We start from the raw sequence: 16,938 nt of genomic DNA, 5'->3' as shown, positions 1-16,938 counted from the left end.
AACGTATTGAATCGATTAAAAAAGATGTTAACGCTGAAAAACTAAAAAGTATTATGAAAGAATATCTAGAAAATGATTACACCACTATGGAACAGAAAAGACGATTCATTAGATCCGCAGTAAAACAAATAACCGTTATTGATAAAGATAACATTCATATAGAGTTTCTACATTTAGCATAGGGTAGCACCTATGCTTTACTATTGTCAGTAGTATTTCATTCTCTATACATCTTGCTGCATAGGTAGCTAACTTTGTACCTTTACCGACAGAAAAGCTCTCAATACCTTTTATTAACCCGATTGTTCCTATGGATATTAAATCTTCCATATCTTCACCAGTGTTCTCAAACTTTTTCACGATATGAGCAACAAGCCTTAAGTTATGTTCAATCAGTTTATTTCTTGCATCTTCACTACCGTTCTGCATTTCCTCGATATATTTTGCTTCATCCTCAGAGGAAAGAGGTTGTGGGAAGGCATGATTTTTAACATAGGAAACAAAGAATAGGGCTTCTTTAATTAGCAATGCAAGGACACTCATTATTCCGGACAAACACATACACCTCCTGACTAGGCTGGGCTAATGCCTATATAATCACACTATGAAACATAAGCGTGTCTTGTGTCTGTCCTTATAAAGAAATACAAGCTAAAAAAGACACCCGATTGGAATAACTTCCAAACTAGATGTCTTTTGCCTTTTAGTTTTCTTTTCTCATTGCTTCTTCATATGCATCTGTTCGATTCTTTGTTATCGGTTTGACGCCACTGTTATGAGCTGCTCGTCCAATCATATGGGCAGAAACCGGAGCAGTAATTAAAATAAATACAATTCCTAATAATAACTTACCACTAACAATATCTTCTTTTACAAATAAGTAAAGAAAAGCTGCTATCAGTATACTTGTTACACCAAGTGTTGAGGCTTTTGTTGCCGCATGCAATCTTGTGTATATATCGGGGAACCGTAATATACCGATTGAAGCTGATAGCGTAATAAATCCACCGGATAGTAATAATAAGATGATAATGATGTTAACAATTAAATCAATCCATGTCCCTGTCAATAATAACACCCTTTTCTACGTATTTTGCCGTCGCTAATGTACCAAGGAATCCTAGAATACCAATTAGCAGGGCAATATCATTTAAATAAGGTGTAGAAAGGTAAATAGCAATAAGACCAGTTAATGCCATTAAATTTATTCCGATGGTATCAAGACCTACTGCACGGTCAGGATTAGTAGGTCCTTTAAAAATACGATAAAGCAATAATAGTAAGGAGACCCCAATGGCAATAGAACTAAATATGATAGCGTAGTCTATTAATTTTTCTGAAAGTGCTAGTGCTTCATTCATTTACCTTGTCACCTCCAGGATGGCTTTCTCAAAGCTGTTCTTTATTTCTTTAATCGACTCATCAACTTCATCAATATCCATAGCATGGATGTATAATATATCGTTATTATCTGAAACTGCTACAGATAGTGTTCCAGGTGTTAGTGTAATTAAATGAGCGAGTAGGGTAATTTCCCAGTTGCTTTTTACTTCTAAAGGTAATGCAAATATACCTGGTTCTATCTCTGGTCGAGGAGTATAAACAAGCTTTAAAATACTTAAATTAGATAATATTAACTCTCTCATAAAGATCAATATTAACTTCAATATCTTAACAACTCGAATTCCATAAAATCTACCAGGAATAAAGCGATTTAATAGAAGTACAAGTAGTAAACCCCATATAAATCCAGCAATAAAACTTGGCATTGTGTAAGATTCACTTAGAAACATCCACATAAATGCAATAATGATGTTAACTAATATTTGAAAGGCCATAGTCGACTACTCCTTTAACACAGAATCAATATAGATTTGAGGATCTAGTAGATACTCAGCTATGCCGTCAACCGCTGGATAAACAAATTCTGCACCAATTCCAAGGAAAACGGAGAAACCTAGTAAGAACACGATCGGTAATACTAGCCCTAGAGATGCTTTTTCTTTATACTCAATAGTCTCATCTTTTTCTCCCCAGAATCCGCGGATGAAAATCTTCATTACGGAGTATAAAATGAGCAGACTGGAGAGTAAAGCGATAATTGTGATAGCAATCTCTTCGCTTGAAAGTGCTCCACGTAGTAATGCAAGTTTCCCAATAAATCCACTAAAAGGTGGTATACCAGCTAGAATAAACGCTGAAATAAATAGTAACCAACCAAGTACTGGGTAGTGGTGAATTAAGCCATGCATTTTACGTAGATCAGAGGTACCAGCTACATAAGCAATAACTCCAACAAGTAAGAATAGAGCACATTTTATTATCATATCGTGTACGAGATAATAGATAGAACCACTCAATGCTTCCTGATTAAATATTCCAATTCCCATTATAATGAAGCCGATAGCTGGAATGATATTATAGGCAATAATTAATTTGATATTATTCGTGGATAAAGCACCAATAACACCAAAAATCATGGATAAGCCCGCAATCCATATGAATGCTTCATGTGTAATTTCAATTTTATGGACAAAGATCAAGGTAAACACTCGAAGGATGGAATAGATTCCTACCTTTGTTAATAGTGCCCCGAATAATGCTGAGACAACTGGATTTGGAACGATATATGGTCTCGGTAACCAATAGTATAAAGGAAACAGTGCTGCCTTTGTTCCAAAAACAAAGAATAGAAGTATACCGATAGTCGTTAAGATACCTCGCTGTTCAACCTCCGCAACACGTTGCGCTATTTGTGCCATGTTAATAGTACCTAAAACCCCATATAATAATGCTACAGCCGTTACAAATAACATCGAGGAAAATAGATTAATTAATACATATTTAATAGATTCTCTAAGTTGAATTTTTTCTCCACCTAATACAATTAAGGCATAAGAAGCCATTAATAGTACTTCAAAGAATACAAATAGGTTAAATAAATCACCTGTTAAAAATGCACCTGATACACCTGTGATTAAAAGGAAAAAGAAGGTGTAGTAATAATGTGTTTCTTGCTTAAGTGTTAAAGAGTGTGGTGCATAAAATGCTGTGGCTGCAGCAATGATATTAGTTGTTAATATCAGTAATATCGATAATTCATCCGCTACTAAGATTATTCCATATGGTGCTTTCCAATCCCCAGTTTCTAAGATAATAGAACCGTCCGTAAATACTGTGTAGGTAACAAACGCTGCTACTAACAAACTAATGACAGCGAATACCTGTGTTAACACTCGAGTTAATGCTACATTTTTATTTGTAAATGCAACAATGATACCTGCCAGCATAGGGATGATTATAGGTAATATCGCAAGATTACTCATTAGCTTCACCCCTCATCTCTTCCATGTTATCTGTATTATTTTCCTTAGCTGTGCGATAGGCTAAGACAAGTAGTAAACTAGTGATTCCAAAACTTATAACAATTGAAGTTAAAATCAATGCTTGTGGTAATGGATCCGTATAAGTTATAACAGAGTCATCTAAAATAGGAGGCTGACCTCTTTTAAGTTTCCCCATTGTTAGAATGACTAGGTGTGCTCCATGCGAGAGCAAAACAGTACCAATAATAATCCGTAATAATTGTTTTTGTAATATGTTGTAAATAGCTGTTGCAAATAGGATACCGGCTAAGATTAGAATAATATATTCCATTTATTCTGCCTCCTTTTTATTCCTAACTTTTATGAGGCCATAGATAGCTAGCGCTGCAATTCCGAGTACCGCGATTTCAAACAAGGTATCCAGCCCACGCATATCTACTAATATAACGTTAACTATATTGCTTCCGCCACCTAATTTATAGGAGGTTTCTACAAAATAGTCGGAAATAGTATTGAACCAGTCGGAACTATGTGCTGCAATCCCTACCATCGTTATTAAAGTACCTGTTCCAAGTGCTAGGAAGAGGTTAGTAAGGGTATCACCAATGGTCTCATTTCTTCTTTGCAGTTCTGGTAGGTGATAATAAGCTAGTAAGAATAGTGCCATTGATACGGTTTCCACAACAAGCTGTGTTAATGCAAGGTCAGGAGCTCGGAAGATAACAAATAGTATAGAGATCCCAAACCCAACAATCCCTGTAATAATAATGAGCGCTAATTTATTGTTCACAAAAATAGTACATATCGCTGCTAAAACCATTATTAACACGACGGATACATCAACTACTGAAATTTCTGCAAGATCATTAAAACTAATATTATTAAAACCACCTGTTGTAAACATAATGACAAACGAGAATACGATAATTACTGCGAGTATGATGGACATATAAAGTTTTAAAGAACCAGTCATATAGGAATTAGTAATCCTATTGCTTATCACATCTATCGAAGAAATTAGTCTATTATATACTTTGTTGAAGCTGAGTTTACCTGGAATCACATTGTAAATGCGTGTCCATCTTTTCATCGTAAGGAATAGAATAATTCCTAGTCCTACTACTACTAAGGACATGATAAACGGAGCCTCGAAACCGTGCCAATAACTTACCGATTCATATCCGGCTGCTTGATTAATTGCATTTGCAGCATGAGTTAACAAGGAACCATTGACAAGATTTGGGAATAATCCAATAATGATTACACCTAAGACTAACACGATAGGTGATAATAGCATTCCAATTGGTGCCTCATGTGGTTTCTTCGGTAGTAAATCAAGCTTCTTAGGTCCAGTGAAGACCCCAAAGAATAAATACATGGAATAAACAAAGGTAAATATACTACCGAATACCGCTAGATAAGGTATTGCATCTGATAAAAAGACAGCAAACGAATTACTATTTTCATTTAATAGAGTTGTCGATTTAAAGAACAACTCCTTACTATAAAATCCGTTAAGAAATGGAAGTGGAACTCCGGCCATAGAGAATGTACCGAAAAGGGCTAATGTTGCAGACATAGGCATAAATGTCAGTAATCCACCAAGCTTTCGTATATCTCGAGTACCGGTCTCGTGATCAATAATACCTGCAATCATAAAGAGACTACCTTTAAAGGTCGCATGATTAAGAATGTGGAAAACAGCTGCAAATACTGCGGCTTCTGTTCCAAATCCTAACATCGCCATAATCATCCCTAATTGGCTGACTGTGGAGAAGGCAAGGATACCTTTTAAATCAGTTTGTCTTACGGCCATAAATGATGCCCAAACTAAAGTGGTAATCCCGATCAAGCTAACGATAATAAAGAACCATTCGTAAAGAGCGAAAATTGGTGAGAACCTTGCCACTAAATAGATCCCCGCCTTTACCATTGTAGCGGAGTGTAAATACGCACTAACTGGTGTTGGTGCTTCCATCGCATCTGGTAGCCAGATATGGAATGGGAACTGAGCTGATTTTGTAAACGCACCAATTAAGATGAATACAAGAATTAGCGGTAAATACTCGTTACTCATGATTATATCTACCTGATCAATCATGGATCGAATACTAGTAGTGCCTGTAATAACACTTAGGAATACAAGTCCACCTAACATACTTAAACCACCGAAGACGGTTATCAGCATAGATTTCTGAGCACCGTAACGGGAACGTTCACGATGATGCCAGTATCCAATCAATAGAAATGAAGATATAGATGTTAGCTCCCAAAATGTGTATAGTACAAAAACGTTGTCAGACAATACAACTCCGAGCATGGCTGACATAAACATGAGCAAGTAAACATAGAAATGGCCTAACTTTTCCGAGATATGTAAATAAAAGATAGAATAAAAGACGACAAGTGTTCCAATCCCGCTTATAAGTAGTACAAATAATAGACTGAGACCATCTAAGTAAAAATCAAAGTTTATATGAAGTGATGGAATCCAACTATATGTTTGGAGTACTGGAGAAAAATCATTACCGATAAAACGCAAAAAATAAAGGAAGATTCCTAAGGGGATAAAGACTACAAAAATACCGGTATGTACCTTTTGTTTGAACCTACTTAATAGCGGAACAAATAAAGCACATATTAGTGGAATTAAAACTGCAAAAATCATCTACGAAAAGACCTCCTATTATTTATAAACTATAATGATGACGATAAGAATACAACGTTAACGTTTTTTTGCGACCGATGGATACCCTGTATATTATTTTAATATATACAAGGCAATGTCTCAAAATATTAAGGAACAATTTATATAAAATAAAGCTTAACACAAAATGATGGGAGAAAAAATAAAAACCCTTATCATTCACAAGAATGACAAGAGTTAAGCTTCTATCTTCCTATTTAATATGTTTTATGTTATTCGAAAATATTCCTAACTAGAATATTTGATTTTATGACTTAAACCTCTTCTATAAATTTCATCCTCTATCAGTGAAACGAAATCAGGGCTTAATTTTAATTCATTTGCTTTATGATAGGATTCAATTAATAATTCATCTGACAAATGTTCCATTAATGTAGCCCTCCTAAGTTAACTTGAATTTTACAAATTGCTACTAGATTTACTATATTTATACGGTAACATGAAAAAAAGAGAGGACAAGACGCCAGTTATCTACAACCAATTGTAGATAACTTGTGAATAAAAAGGCTATTTTTAATGTAAACCTAGTAATAATACTGTTGATATTGTGAATATACTTATCCACAATGCAGGTTATGCAGGAATTTGTCGAACGATTTTTGCATTTTTTATGGGGAATTTACATATTTCTACCTTAACTAACATATATATGGTATTTTTGAATATGTGTAGTTTTTTCTTGTACTATCATATTTACCGAAAACACTATAAAATAAACATAGTCAAAGTAGATGTGTAAAAGATAAAAGCATAATTTTAAAGAGGGTGTAACAATTGTTGAATCGTTTCTTGCCAAATGAACATGTAAAAAATATCTTTGAGGTTAGTCCTACTATTCTAAAGGAAAAAGGAATTAAAGGGATTATTACCGATTTAGATAATACGCTAGTAGCTTGGGATGTAAAAGAAGCTACTCCTGATGTTATCGAATGGTTTAAATTAATGAAGGATAATGGCATTAAAGTTACTATCATTTCTAATAATAAGGAAGAAAGAGTAAAGATGTTTTCTGAACCGCTCGGTACACCATTTGTATTTAGCGCGAAGAAGCCACTGAAAAGGGCATTTAAAGTAGCAGCGAAACAAATGGGATTAGCAAAGGAGCAGATTGTTGTAATAGGAGATCAATTATTAACAGATGTACTAGGTGGTAATTCTGCCGGTTTTTACACTATTTTAGTTGTTCCAATCGTTAAAACAGATGAAAAGATTACACAATTTAACCGTAGGATTGAACGGAAAATACTGAATTATTTTCGTAATAAAGGCATGATTAGCTGGGAGGAATAAAATTTGGAAACCATCTATTGTATGGGGTGTGGTGTCGAAGTTCAAACGGATAACCCAGAGGGACTTGGCTATACACCGAAATCTTCGTTAGAGAAAGAAAATATATTATGCAAACGTTGCTTTCGATTAAAGCATTATAATGAGATTCAAGATGTATCGATACATGATGATGATTTTCTTAAGATGGTAAGTTCTATTCGAGATAGAGAAGGTCTAGTTGTACATATTATAGATATATTTGATGTGAATGGGACAATGATCAAGAGTTTACCAAGAATTGTTGGAGATAATCCTATTATTTTAGTTGGGAATAAAATGGATTTACTACCAAAATCAACAAATCAAAATAAACTTGTACAATGGTTACGCTCATCTGCTAAGGAAATAGGACTAAAGGTTCAAGATGTATTTCTTATATCGTCTGTCAAAGGTTTTGGTATTGAGGAGTTGACCTCACAAATAGAGTATTACAGGGAAAACAAGGATGTATTTATAGTTGGAACAACAAACGTCGGTAAATCAACCTTTATTAATCGCTTAATTAAGCAGTCTATTGGCGAAAGTGATGTCATTACTACTTCCTACTTCCCAGGAACTACTTTAGGGTTTATTGAAATACCTTTAGATGATGATGCGGCATTAATTGATACGCCAGGTATTGTAAATCAAGAACAAATTGCACATTACATTTCAGATAAAGACTTAAAAATTGTCACCCCGACCAAAGAGATAAAACCGAGAGTTTATCAATTAAATCCTCAGCAAACATTATTTTTCGGTGGACTTGCACGTTTAGACTTTATAAAGGGTGATCGACAATCGTTTGTTTGTTATTTTTCTAATCAATTACCTATTCATCGAACTAAGTTGGAAAAAGCGGATGAATTATATGAAAATCATGTTGGGGAGTTGCTATCTCCACCTGATGAAGAGTCAATAAAACTACTACCAGAAATGACGTCGAGTGCATTTAAGCTCCAAGGAGAAAAAACGGATATTGTTTTCCCAGGTTTGGGTTGGGTTACTGTAATGGGAACTAACACCACTGTAGTGGCGCATAGCCCTAAGGAAGTGGCAGTCTCCATTCGTAAATCGCTCATATAGGAGGTAATCGATGAAATACCGCTTAGGTTTAATTGGACATCCAATTAAACATTCGTTATCTCCGTGGATACACGCGAGATTCTTAGAGAAATCAAAAATCGAAGGAACATATTCTATTTTTGATTTACGTGAGCATGAATTGAAGAAACAAATAGACGCATTCAGGGACGAGGGGATAAGGGGATTTAATGTCACCATCCCATATAAACAAAAAATTATCCCATTACTAGATGGGGTGGATAGGATGGCAAGGGAAATAGGAGCTGTTAATACCGTTGCCAATATGAATGGAAAACTAATTGGTTTTAATACTGATGGCATTGGCTATTTAAAGTCATTGGAACAAGCGTTTCCAGAAACTCTAATGAACAGGGAAATTAGTATTCTTATTATTGGTGCAGGAGGCGCTGCTAGGGGGATATACTATATATTGAACCAATTTGGTTTCAGTTCAATTGATATTGCAAATCGTACTTATCAAAATGCGCAGTCAATAGCAGCCTTAAATACGCGAAAAAACACTACAAATATCCTATCTCTTGAAGATGCTAGTACTATGTCAGGAGCATATGATCTCATTATTCAAACGACTAATGTGGGAATGAGACCCAATGAAGCAGCATCGCCAATACGTACATCTTCAATCAATAAATCAACTATTGTCAGTGATATCATATATCAGCCCATCTGGACGAAATTACTTCAAGAGGCGGCTGAAAATGGTGCGAGAGTTCATCATGGGCATACAATGCTTTTATATCAGGCAAAATTTGCATTTGAAAAATGGTTCGGGCATAGCCCATCACTAGAAGATATGGACAGACAATTAAAACAATTACTAGAAGGGTGATAACATGTTGACAGGTAAACAAAAAAGATTTTTACGTTCAAAAGCCCATCATTTAAAGCCAATTTTTCAAGTTGGTAAGATAGGTGTTAATGAAAATATGATTGTACAAGTAAATGAAGCACTTGAAAAAAGAGAATTAATTAAAGTGAGTATATTGCAAAATTGCATGGACGATAAGGAAACAGTGGCAGAGGAATTAAAAGCTGGTACAAAGGCAGAAATCGTACAAGTTATTGGTAACAATATTGTGTTGTACAAGGAATCAGAAGAAAATAAACAAATACAATTACCATAAGATTTCTATAAAGGAGTTATTCCATGAGCCGTATTGGACTTCTTGGTGGAACATTTGATCCACCGCATATTGGACATTTAATCATTGCGCAGGAAGTTTGCCAAGCTCTTAAATTAGATAAGGTATGGTTTATTCCAACATATGAACCGCCACATAAAAATACGGTAAAGGTAGACGCTACAAAACGAGTAGAACTACTTAAGTTGGCAATAAAGGATAATCTTTCTTTTGCTATAAATACAATAGAAATTGATAGAGCAGGGAAATCATATACGATAGATACAATTAATATACTAAAAGAGATGTACCCGGAAACAGATTTTTATTTTATCATCGGGGCAGATATGGTGGAATATTTACCTAACTGGTATAAAATTAATGAACTTATCGACTTCATACAATTTGTTGGTGTAAAACGTCCTGGATATAAACTCGTAAGTAATTATCCAATAGTAGAGGTTGATGTTCCAATGGTAGATGTTTCTTCCACTATCATCAGAGAGCGTATACAGAGAAATGAATCGATTCAATACCTTGTTCCGGATTGTGTACATACTTATATTAAGGAGCGTGGTTTATATGAATAAAAAAGACGCTCTTGCCTTTGTGGAAAACTATTTAACGAAGGAACGATTCGAGCATACAAAACGGGTGGCGGAAACAGCGGTAGTGCTTGCAAATCAGTATCATGTTTCAGAAGAAAATGCAGAAATAGCTTCCATTTTTCATGATTATTGTAAATATCGACCACTTGAAGAAATGAAGAGAATCATTCAAACAACGTATTTACCGAAAGACTTGTTGCTCTATCATCATGAGCTTTGGCATGGACCGGTTGCATCGGTTAAAATTGAAGAAGAGTATGGTATAGCAGATGATGAAATTAAGTCTGCTATCTATTACCATACTACCGGTCGTGCTAATATGAGTGATTTAGAGCTAGTGGTATTTGTAGCAGATTACATCGAGCCGGGTAGAAATTTTCCAGGACTGGATGAAGTTCGAGAGATGGCGAAGAAAGATTTGATAAGAGCAGCATGGATGGTATCGAGGAATACGATTCAATATTTAATGCAGAAGAATAATCGTATCTACCCTGATACATTTTATGCATATAATGATTTAACGAGACTTATACATGGAGGGAATTAATTTGAACAATAATCCTTTGGAGATTTTAAAATTAGCTGCTGAAGCATGTGATGATAAAAGAGCGGAAGACATTATTGCACTGGATTTGGCACAAGTTTCTCTAGTAGCCGACTATTTTTTAATTTGTCATGGGTCAAACGAACGTCAGGTACAATCCATTGCTAGAGCAGTAAAGGAAAAAATGGAAGAAAATCAAATCTCCGTTAAGCGTCTCGAAGGTTTTGAACAAGCAAGATGGGTGCTAGTTGATCTAGGTGATATTGTTTGTCACGTTTTCCATAAGGATGAAAGAAGTTATTATAATTTAGAACGTTTATGGGGAGATGCAGCTCCTGTACCGCTTGAGGTAGGGCAGTAAAGAATGGCTTATCAATTAATGGCAAAGGTATATGATCAATTTATGGCAGAAGCACCCTATGATAAATGGGTTACCTTTACAGAAGAGATACTAAATCGTTATAACTTAAACAACCCAGCTATTGTCGATTTAGGTTGTGGAACTGGAGAAATAACGGTTGAGTTAGCAAAGAAATACGATGTTACTGGTGTTGATTATTCTTCTGATATGTTAACCATTGCAGAGCAGAAAGCTGGTGAACATCAGGTAAAGGTCAAATGGATACATCAAGACATAAGAGAGCTAACGGGAATATCGAATATTGATTTGGCTATTAGTTATTGTGATGTCATCAACTATATCACGACAGTAGAGGAAGTTCATACCGTATTTCGTAGTGTTAGGGAAGCCTTGAAAGATGATGGCTTATTCATTTTCGATGTGCACTCCCTGAGGCATGTTGAAGAAAATCTTATCGGAAATACGTTTTCAGATGTTACTGAAAATAGTGCATATATATGGGATTGTTTTGCTGGTAAGGACCAAGGTGAGATGTTTCATGAACTAACTTTCTTTGCCTCAAATGGAGATACGTATAGTCGATTTGATGAAACTCACCATCAACAAACATTTTCTTTGGAAGTTTATCGTGAGATACTAGAAAATACCGGATTTGAAATATTATCTATTTGCGCGGATTTTTCAATAGAAAATGGTTTTTCAGAGGAAGAAGCGGAAAGAATTTTTATTATTGCACAAAAACAGGACGAGATAGATTGATTATCTCGTCCTTTCGTTATTTTGCCAGAATTTTAACCTTTATGTATGATGTAAGCATCAATATATAGAGGTGAATGTTGATGATAGACCTCATGCGAAAACATATCTTTTTACTACTTCTAATATTAGTGGTAAGCATAATAATTTTTGTTACGACACAAAATGATGATCAGCCAGTCGAGAAGATGGTTGTGGAGAGGGATGGTGAGCAGGAAGCTGAATCAGGACCAGAAGAAAGTGTAGTATTTGTTGATATAAAAGGAGAAGTCGTAACTCCCGGGGTATACGCAATGGAAACGGGTGACCGAGTGAAAGATGTTGTGTTGGAAGCTGGGGGATTTACGAAAGAGGCAGATGAGAACTTTATTAATCTTGCCCAAAAGGTATTGGATGAGATGGTAATTATTGTTCCTACAAAAGGTGCTGTCGAAAGTCAGGAATCAAGGGTTAGTGGTGAATCTAAATTGAGGATTAATCATGCAACGGTAGATGAAATTCAGCAACTGCCAGGTATTGGTCCGTCTAAGGCGAAGGCTATTGTAGAGTATCGAGATGAACATGGCTATTTTAACAAAGTGGAGGATCTATTAGAGGTTTCTGGTATTGGAGAGAAGACATTAGAAGCGCTAATAGAAGAGATACATGTACCATAGTGGATTGACGTTAGCTTGGGGAGAAAGGTAAACTATAATAATTAGAGGGGAGAGTATGTTTTATGGAAAGAATATCGTGGAATCAATATTTTATGGCTCAAAGTCATCTACTATCATTACGTAGTACTTGTACAAGATTAATGGTTGGCGCAACGATTGTACGAGATAAACGTATCATTGCTGGAGGATATAATGGGAGTGTAACTGGTAGTGTTCATTGTATAGACGATGGATGTTATGTCATTGATGGCCATTGCGTAAGAACGGTTCATGCAGAAGCAAATGCCCTTCTACAATGCGCCAAATTTGGAGTGCCTACGGAAAATGCAGACGTGTATGTGACCCATTTTCCTTGTTTGCAATGCACGAAACAACTTATACAAAGTGGCATTAAAACCGTTTATTATGCAGAGGATTACAAGAATCATCCGTATGCTATCCAATTATTCGAAGAAGCTGGAGTTAAGACGATTAAAGTTGAACTAGATTATTTATCGCTTGATATGGAATATAAAGAAAAATCAATGCTTGTAAAAGAATTGTTAGAATTGATCACTGACGAACAGGATGGGGAGCAAGTAAACCATTTAAAAGAAAAAGCACAAGCGTTATTTCAAATATAGTTAATGAAAGGCTATTGGTATATCCCTGCTTTAGCAGGGATATGTAGTGTGTTAACGAAATCGTCTAGTTCGGTTTTATTTGCTTTCGTATTCCTCCTATGGCTTCTTATTCTATATTCTACAAAGCGAATAGGTAAAATTCCTATTGTTATCTCGATTGCATTTTATATATTTTTTTCGTAAATATTCCACAGCTTTATGTAGATCTACGTACTGAAAGTTCTCAATCCATTACAATTCAGGGAAAAGTAGTTAGTTCCATCCATTCTACAGAAACCCTGCTACATTTTGATTTTCAAACAGAAGAGCCATATGGATTAATCAGGGTTCATTATTTTCAACCAAATCCACATGAGATGCGGAACAATACCATACAATATGGGGCTATATGTGAGTTGAATGGTGAGCTAAGAGTACCCGAGGGTAGCAGCAATCCTGGTCAATTTAACTATAACAAGTATTTAGCAAGTCATGGTATATCATATGAAATGATAATTTCCTCAATGGATGATATCAATTGTCAGGATGAGGGAATTTTAAATAGTATTTATAAACTAAGAGAACATATGAAGAAGTTGCTTACGAATAAGTTCTCAGAAGAAAGTAGTGCATGGATTCTTGCACTAGTAGTTGGTGATGACCGGAATATACCGGAAGAAACAATTGAATTATTCCAACGATGGGGATTATCCCATATACTAGCTATATCTGGACTACATATTGGATTAGTTGTTGGTATTCTTTATTTTATTTCGATAAAACTAAATATCGTAACAAGGGAAAATGCGCAGTACCTAGTGATTTTTGCATTACCTGTATATGCATTACTTGCAGGAGGTGAGCCATCTGTATGGCGAGCTAGCCTCATGATTCTATTGGTCATTATCTTACAAAAGTTTAAGCAAAAGTTTTCCATATCAGATGTTATCAGTATTACTTTCCTAGGGTTGTTACTTGTTAATCCGTATTATATGTATCATGTGGGATTCCAACTTTCCTTTATCGTATCGTTCGGGATCATTCTATCCCAAAAATGGCTCTTGCAGGGAAACTCTATATGGCTTCAAATGATAAAACTTAGTTTTATTTCACAACTTATTATCATCCCTCTTCAAGTGATATACTTCTTTAATGTTAATCCCCTTTCTATCTTACTCAATGTATTGGTAGTACCATACTTTACGTTTTTTGTGATTCCAATGATGTTTTTTCTTCTCGCGATTTTACCTATACGTCAACTAGCGGAATCTTTGGATTCCTTATTTAGATTTGTACATCACGATGTTTTTCTTCCCATGTTAGAATGGCTTGATCATTATGTCTATTTTCCTTGGTTCACTAGCTATTTTCCCACCATTATTATCGTAGTGTACTATGCTTTATTGATAGCGATGATGTATAACCTTCATTTAACTAGAAGTTTAAGGGCTTTTTCATATGGGGTCATATTAACGCTATTATTAATTGGATTAGTCACTCGCCCTTATCTGTCACCTTATGGTACGGTAACCATGCTTGATATTGGCCAAGGAGATGCTATTGTCATTGAGTTGCCTTTCAGGAGAGGGGTCTTTTTAGTGGATGCGGGAGCTGGATTTTCCTATGAGGATATGGAACCATCAGATTCAATTTATCAGAGAATAATAAAACCATTCTTACATTCTCGTGGTATTGGTGAGATAGATGCAATCGTGATTTCTCATGAGGATATAGACCATGCTGGAAGTGTTCCGTTTATTCTTGAAGATTTTAAAGTGGGAGCAATTATAGTAAGTAAATATTATGAATTTAATCCAGAACTTCTTGAGAAACTAGCAGGAATTGAACTCATTCGTGTTGCTTCTGGAGATGAATTAAGGATTAACGAAAAAATGTTTACATTTCTTTCTCCTGGGGTAGATAGAAAGGGCAGTAATGAAAATTCTCTCGTATTCCACATGAAACTTGGTGACAAAGATTGGTTGTTTACTGGCGATACTGATATGGAAGCAGAGAAAGCGATCTTAACGAATTATTCCGAGTTGCAGGTAGATGTTTTAAAAGTAGCTCATCATGGCAGCAACACCTCTTCTAATTCCTTGTTTATAACTTCGATAAATCCACGTTATGCACTTATCTCAGTAGGTAAAAATAATCGGTATGGTCATCCATCAAATGAAGTCCTAAGCTTATTTGAGGCAGAAGGTATTCAAGTTTTAAGAACTGACCAAAGTGGAGCAATTATGTATCGGTATACGGAAGACAGTGGAACCTTTTATCATGAATACCCATAAGTTATATATAGAACGATAACAACCCATAAATAACAAAAGAGACAGGATCGCCCAGTCTCTTTTGTTACGATTCACCTATGTAATTAAGATCCAATAACACTAATTGTTACACCAATGAAAAATATTAAAAGAAAGAAAACTAAAGAAAATAGCGAACCCTTTAACTGGAATCAACAACATCGTTATTTTTTGTACTGTGGATCCTTTTCAAATTCATTCATAGCTAACCCTCCTATATCAACCTATAGTATAAATTAAATACATAAAAAAATCCACCAATGATACAAAAAAGATAAAATTAATTATGCATAACCAAAACTAGAAAGACTTAACAACTATACTTTTGGCAAGAAGGGTCATGCTATAAATGAAGAAAACATCGTTTAACATACTGTTCCTAGGGCGTTATGTTAAACGTTCACATAGATAGGGAGGGAAATTTCTTATCCCAAATTTCCCTCCCAGGTTTTTTCTTGCTATTCACCTATATTGGGATTACCATAAACTATATAACGTTATGGAGTGAATAGTATGTCTTATACAGAGGTAGTGCAACAAATTAAGAAAAAGAATATACCAGAAGTCATTTTATTATATGGTACGGAAAACTATTTTATCCAGAAAATAAAGGATTTATTGGTTAAAAATGTTTTAACTGAGGAAGAAAATTTATCTACATATGACTTGATGGAAACTTCTATACAGGAGGTCATTGCGGATGTGGAAACATATCCTTTTTTTGGTGACCGGAAATTAGTGATTGCAACCAATGCAAACTTCCTAAAAGCCAAGCCAGAAAAGCTGCCATTTGAACACCAGCTTTCGGTGCTGGAGCAATACTTGGAAATGCCAGTTGATTATTCAGTGTTGGTGCTTATAGCGCCATATGAAAAAATTGACGAACGTAAAAAGGTTAGCAAGCAATTAAAAAAGGTTGGCTTAGTTGGCGAGTGTAATCCGGTTAAAGAATATGAACTGAAAAACTGGATTGGTAATCTGGCAAAGCAATTAAATATTGAAATAGCAGATGAAGCCTTTGAAGTATTTGAAAATGAAATCTCTACCGATTTAAATATAATGGAAAAAGAATTAGAAAAGATTGCACTATATGTTGGACACGGCGGTATTGTAACGAAAGAGATTGCGGAAGAAATGGTATCTCATACGATAACAAGCTCTGGTCTTCGATTAGTAGATGCCGTAATGGAAGGGGACCTAGGCAAGGCAATTTCCATCTATAAAGACTTAGAAATCATGAAGGAAGAGCCGATTGCTTTAATTGGTTTGCTCGCTTTTCAGTTTCGTACAATCCTTCGAGTCAAATTATTAAAGAAAAAGGGTATAATTCGGGTCAAATGCAAAAACAAATTGGTGTACATCCTTACGTCATTAAAATTGCCTCAAATCGAGAAGCGAAATTTTCAAAAGAGAAGTTGGAATATATTATGGATCAGCTTGCTGAAACAGATGCTGTCATGAAACAAGGAAGAATGGAGAAGGAGTTAGCTTTTGAATTACTCCTATACAATTTAATTAAACAATAAAAAA

19 protein-coding genes and 2 pseudogenes are annotated in these 16,938 nt (G+C 35.2%); 13 read left to right on the top strand and 8 right to left on the bottom strand.

The annotated features are described in order from the left end of the window. Positions 1-182 (top strand): annotated as a pseudogene (locus tag G5W_RS24160) (hypothetical protein); the annotation flags it as partial. Here G5W_RS24160 and G5W_RS20305 read toward each other — a convergent pair. From G5W_RS20305 to sda, 8 genes are all read right to left on the bottom strand, one after another. After that, complete coding sequence (locus tag G5W_RS20305) at positions 136-555, bottom strand: sigma-70 family RNA polymerase sigma factor (RefSeq protein WP_010094150.1); 420 nt, start codon at positions 553-555, stop codon at positions 136-138. The pseudogene G5W_RS24160 and the gene G5W_RS20305 overlap by 47 nt on opposite strands. Positions 556-703: 148 nt before the next feature. Next, positions 704-1,069, bottom strand: a complete 366-nt coding sequence (gene mnhG / locus G5W_RS0103165) for a monovalent cation/H(+) antiporter subunit G (RefSeq protein ID WP_010094148.1) — start codon at positions 1,067-1,069, stop codon at positions 704-706. Next, entirely contained in the window at positions 1,050-1,361 is a 312-nt protein-coding gene (locus tag G5W_RS0103160) for a monovalent cation/H+ antiporter complex subunit F (RefSeq protein WP_010094146.1), read from the bottom strand. Before G5W_RS0103160 ends, mnhG begins: the two co-directional genes overlap by 20 nt. Further along, complete coding sequence (locus G5W_RS0103155; RefSeq protein WP_010094144.1) at positions 1,362-1,838, bottom strand: Na+/H+ antiporter subunit E; 477 nt, start codon at positions 1,836-1,838, stop codon at positions 1,362-1,364. Positions 1,839-1,844: 6 nt separating this feature from the next. Next, positions 1,845-3,326 carry a Na+/H+ antiporter subunit D gene (locus G5W_RS0103150; protein WP_010094142.1) on the bottom strand — a complete coding sequence of 494 codons (1,482 nt, stop codon included), beginning with the start codon at positions 3,324-3,326 and terminating at the stop codon, positions 1,845-1,847. After that, the gene (locus tag G5W_RS0103145) at positions 3,319-3,657 is read right to left on the bottom strand and encodes a Na(+)/H(+) antiporter subunit C (protein WP_010094140.1); all 339 of its coding nucleotides are present in this window, start codon (positions 3,655-3,657) and stop codon (positions 3,319-3,321) included. The genes G5W_RS0103150 and G5W_RS0103145 overlap by 8 nt, the downstream gene beginning before the upstream one ends. Then, positions 3,658-5,994 (bottom strand): Na+/H+ antiporter subunit A, encoded by a 2,337-nt coding sequence (locus tag G5W_RS0103140; protein ID WP_010094138.1) that lies wholly within the window; start codon positions 5,992-5,994, stop codon positions 3,658-3,660. Between the two features lie 267 nt (positions 5,995-6,261). Further along, a complete protein-coding gene (sda, locus tag G5W_RS0103135) occupies positions 6,262-6,402 on the bottom strand; it encodes a sporulation histidine kinase inhibitor Sda (RefSeq protein WP_010094136.1) in 141 nt (46 codons plus the stop codon). Positions 6,403-6,807: 405 nt separating this feature from the next. On the opposite strand from sda, the gene G5W_RS0103130 reads away from it, so the two are divergent. The 12 genes and pseudogenes from G5W_RS0103130 (at position 6,808) to holA (ending at position 16,934) form a co-directional block, all read left to right on the top strand. Beyond that, the gene (locus G5W_RS0103130; RefSeq protein ID WP_010094134.1) at positions 6,808-7,323 is read left to right on the top strand and encodes a YqeG family HAD IIIA-type phosphatase; all 516 of its coding nucleotides are present in this window, start codon (positions 6,808-6,810) and stop codon (positions 7,321-7,323) included. Between the two features lie 3 nt (positions 7,324-7,326). Next, positions 7,327-8,427 carry a ribosome biogenesis GTPase YqeH gene (gene yqeH / locus G5W_RS0103125; protein WP_010094132.1) on the top strand — a complete coding sequence of 367 codons (1,101 nt, stop codon included), beginning with the start codon at positions 7,327-7,329 and terminating at the stop codon, positions 8,425-8,427. A 10-nt stretch (positions 8,428-8,437) separates the two neighbouring features. After that, entirely contained in the window at positions 8,438-9,277 is an 840-nt protein-coding gene (aroE, locus tag G5W_RS0103120) for a shikimate dehydrogenase (RefSeq protein ID WP_010094131.1), read from the top strand. A 4-nt stretch (positions 9,278-9,281) separates the two neighbouring features. After that, positions 9,282-9,572, top strand: a complete 291-nt coding sequence (gene yhbY / locus G5W_RS0103115) for a ribosome assembly RNA-binding protein YhbY (protein WP_010094130.1) — start codon at positions 9,282-9,284, stop codon at positions 9,570-9,572. 23 nt (positions 9,573-9,595) lie between these two features. Beyond that, positions 9,596-10,159: a nicotinate-nucleotide adenylyltransferase gene (locus tag G5W_RS0103110; RefSeq protein ID WP_010094129.1), complete on the top strand. Its 564-nt coding sequence runs from the start codon at positions 9,596-9,598 to the stop codon at positions 10,157-10,159. Beyond that, positions 10,152-10,724: a bis(5'-nucleosyl)-tetraphosphatase (symmetrical) YqeK gene (gene yqeK, locus G5W_RS0103105; RefSeq protein ID WP_010094128.1), complete on the top strand. Its 573-nt coding sequence runs from the start codon at positions 10,152-10,154 to the stop codon at positions 10,722-10,724. Before G5W_RS0103110 ends, yqeK begins: the two co-directional genes overlap by 8 nt. Before the next feature lies 1 nt (position 10,725). Continuing rightward, entirely contained in the window at positions 10,726-11,082 is a 357-nt protein-coding gene (gene rsfS / locus G5W_RS0103100; protein WP_010094126.1) for a ribosome silencing factor, read from the top strand. A gap of 3 nt (positions 11,083-11,085) precedes the next feature. Next, on the top strand, positions 11,086-11,841 hold the full coding sequence (locus G5W_RS0103095; RefSeq protein WP_010094125.1) for a class I SAM-dependent DNA methyltransferase: 756 nt from the start codon (positions 11,086-11,088) through the stop codon (positions 11,839-11,841). Between the two features lie 80 nt (positions 11,842-11,921). Next, positions 11,922-12,494, top strand: a complete 573-nt coding sequence (locus G5W_RS0103090) for a helix-hairpin-helix domain-containing protein (protein WP_010094124.1) — start codon at positions 11,922-11,924, stop codon at positions 12,492-12,494. Between the two features lie 62 nt (positions 12,495-12,556). Continuing rightward, entirely contained in the window at positions 12,557-13,117 is a 561-nt protein-coding gene (locus G5W_RS0103085; protein WP_010094123.1) for a ComE operon protein 2, read from the top strand. Between the two features lie 161 nt (positions 13,118-13,278). After that, on the top strand, positions 13,279-15,390 hold the full coding sequence (locus G5W_RS20300) for a DNA internalization-related competence protein ComEC/Rec2 (RefSeq protein WP_138918955.1): 2,112 nt from the start codon (positions 13,279-13,281) through the stop codon (positions 15,388-15,390). Between the two features lie 531 nt (positions 15,391-15,921). Beyond that, positions 15,922-16,934 (top strand): annotated as a pseudogene (gene holA, locus G5W_RS21915) (DNA polymerase III subunit delta). Positions 16,935-16,938 lie beyond the last annotated feature (4 nt).

The organism is Ornithinibacillus scapharcae TW25 (genome assembly GCF_000190475.1).
GTDB lineage: Bacteria > Bacillota > Bacilli > Bacillales > Amphibacillaceae > Ornithinibacillus > Ornithinibacillus scapharcae.
The sequence above is the reverse complement of the archived record's forward strand: the minus strand, read 5'-3'. Positions and strand labels throughout refer to the sequence as shown.

What these genes read in the sequence shown, in the direction of transcription:
- yqeK (WP_010094128.1), top strand. Translation starts at nt 10,152, where the DNA reads ATGAATAAAAAAGACGCTCTTGCCTTTGTGGAAAACTATTTAACGAAG.
- G5W_RS0103155 (WP_010094144.1), bottom strand. Translation starts at nt 1,838, where the DNA reads ATGGCCTTTCAAATATTAGTTAACATCATTATTGCATTTATGTGGATG.
- sda (WP_010094136.1), bottom strand. Translation starts at nt 6,402, where the DNA reads ATGGAACATTTGTCAGATGAATTATTAATTGAATCCTATCATAAAGCA.
- G5W_RS0103085 (WP_010094123.1), top strand. Translation starts at nt 12,557, where the DNA reads ATGGAAAGAATATCGTGGAATCAATATTTTATGGCTCAAAGTCATCTA.
- G5W_RS0103110 (WP_010094129.1), top strand. Translation starts at nt 9,596, where the DNA reads ATGAGCCGTATTGGACTTCTTGGTGGAACATTTGATCCACCGCATATT.
- aroE (WP_010094131.1), top strand. Translation starts at nt 8,438, where the DNA reads ATGAAATACCGCTTAGGTTTAATTGGACATCCAATTAAACATTCGTTA.
- yhbY (WP_010094130.1), top strand. Translation starts at nt 9,282, where the DNA reads ATGTTGACAGGTAAACAAAAAAGATTTTTACGTTCAAAAGCCCATCAT.
- G5W_RS0103145 (WP_010094140.1), bottom strand. Translation starts at nt 3,657, where the DNA reads ATGGAATATATTATTCTAATCTTAGCCGGTATCCTATTTGCAACAGCT.
- G5W_RS0103150 (WP_010094142.1), bottom strand. Translation starts at nt 3,326, where the DNA reads ATGAGTAATCTTGCGATATTACCTATAATCATCCCTATGCTGGCAGGT.
- G5W_RS0103160 (WP_010094146.1), bottom strand. Translation starts at nt 1,361, where the DNA reads ATGAATGAAGCACTAGCACTTTCAGAAAAATTAATAGACTACGCTATC.
- G5W_RS0103090 (WP_010094124.1), top strand. Translation starts at nt 11,922, where the DNA reads ATGATAGACCTCATGCGAAAACATATCTTTTTACTACTTCTAATATTA.
- G5W_RS0103140 (WP_010094138.1), bottom strand. Translation starts at nt 5,994, where the DNA reads ATGATTTTTGCAGTTTTAATTCCACTAATATGTGCTTTATTTGTTCCG.
- G5W_RS0103095 (WP_010094125.1), top strand. Translation starts at nt 11,086, where the DNA reads ATGGCTTATCAATTAATGGCAAAGGTATATGATCAATTTATGGCAGAA.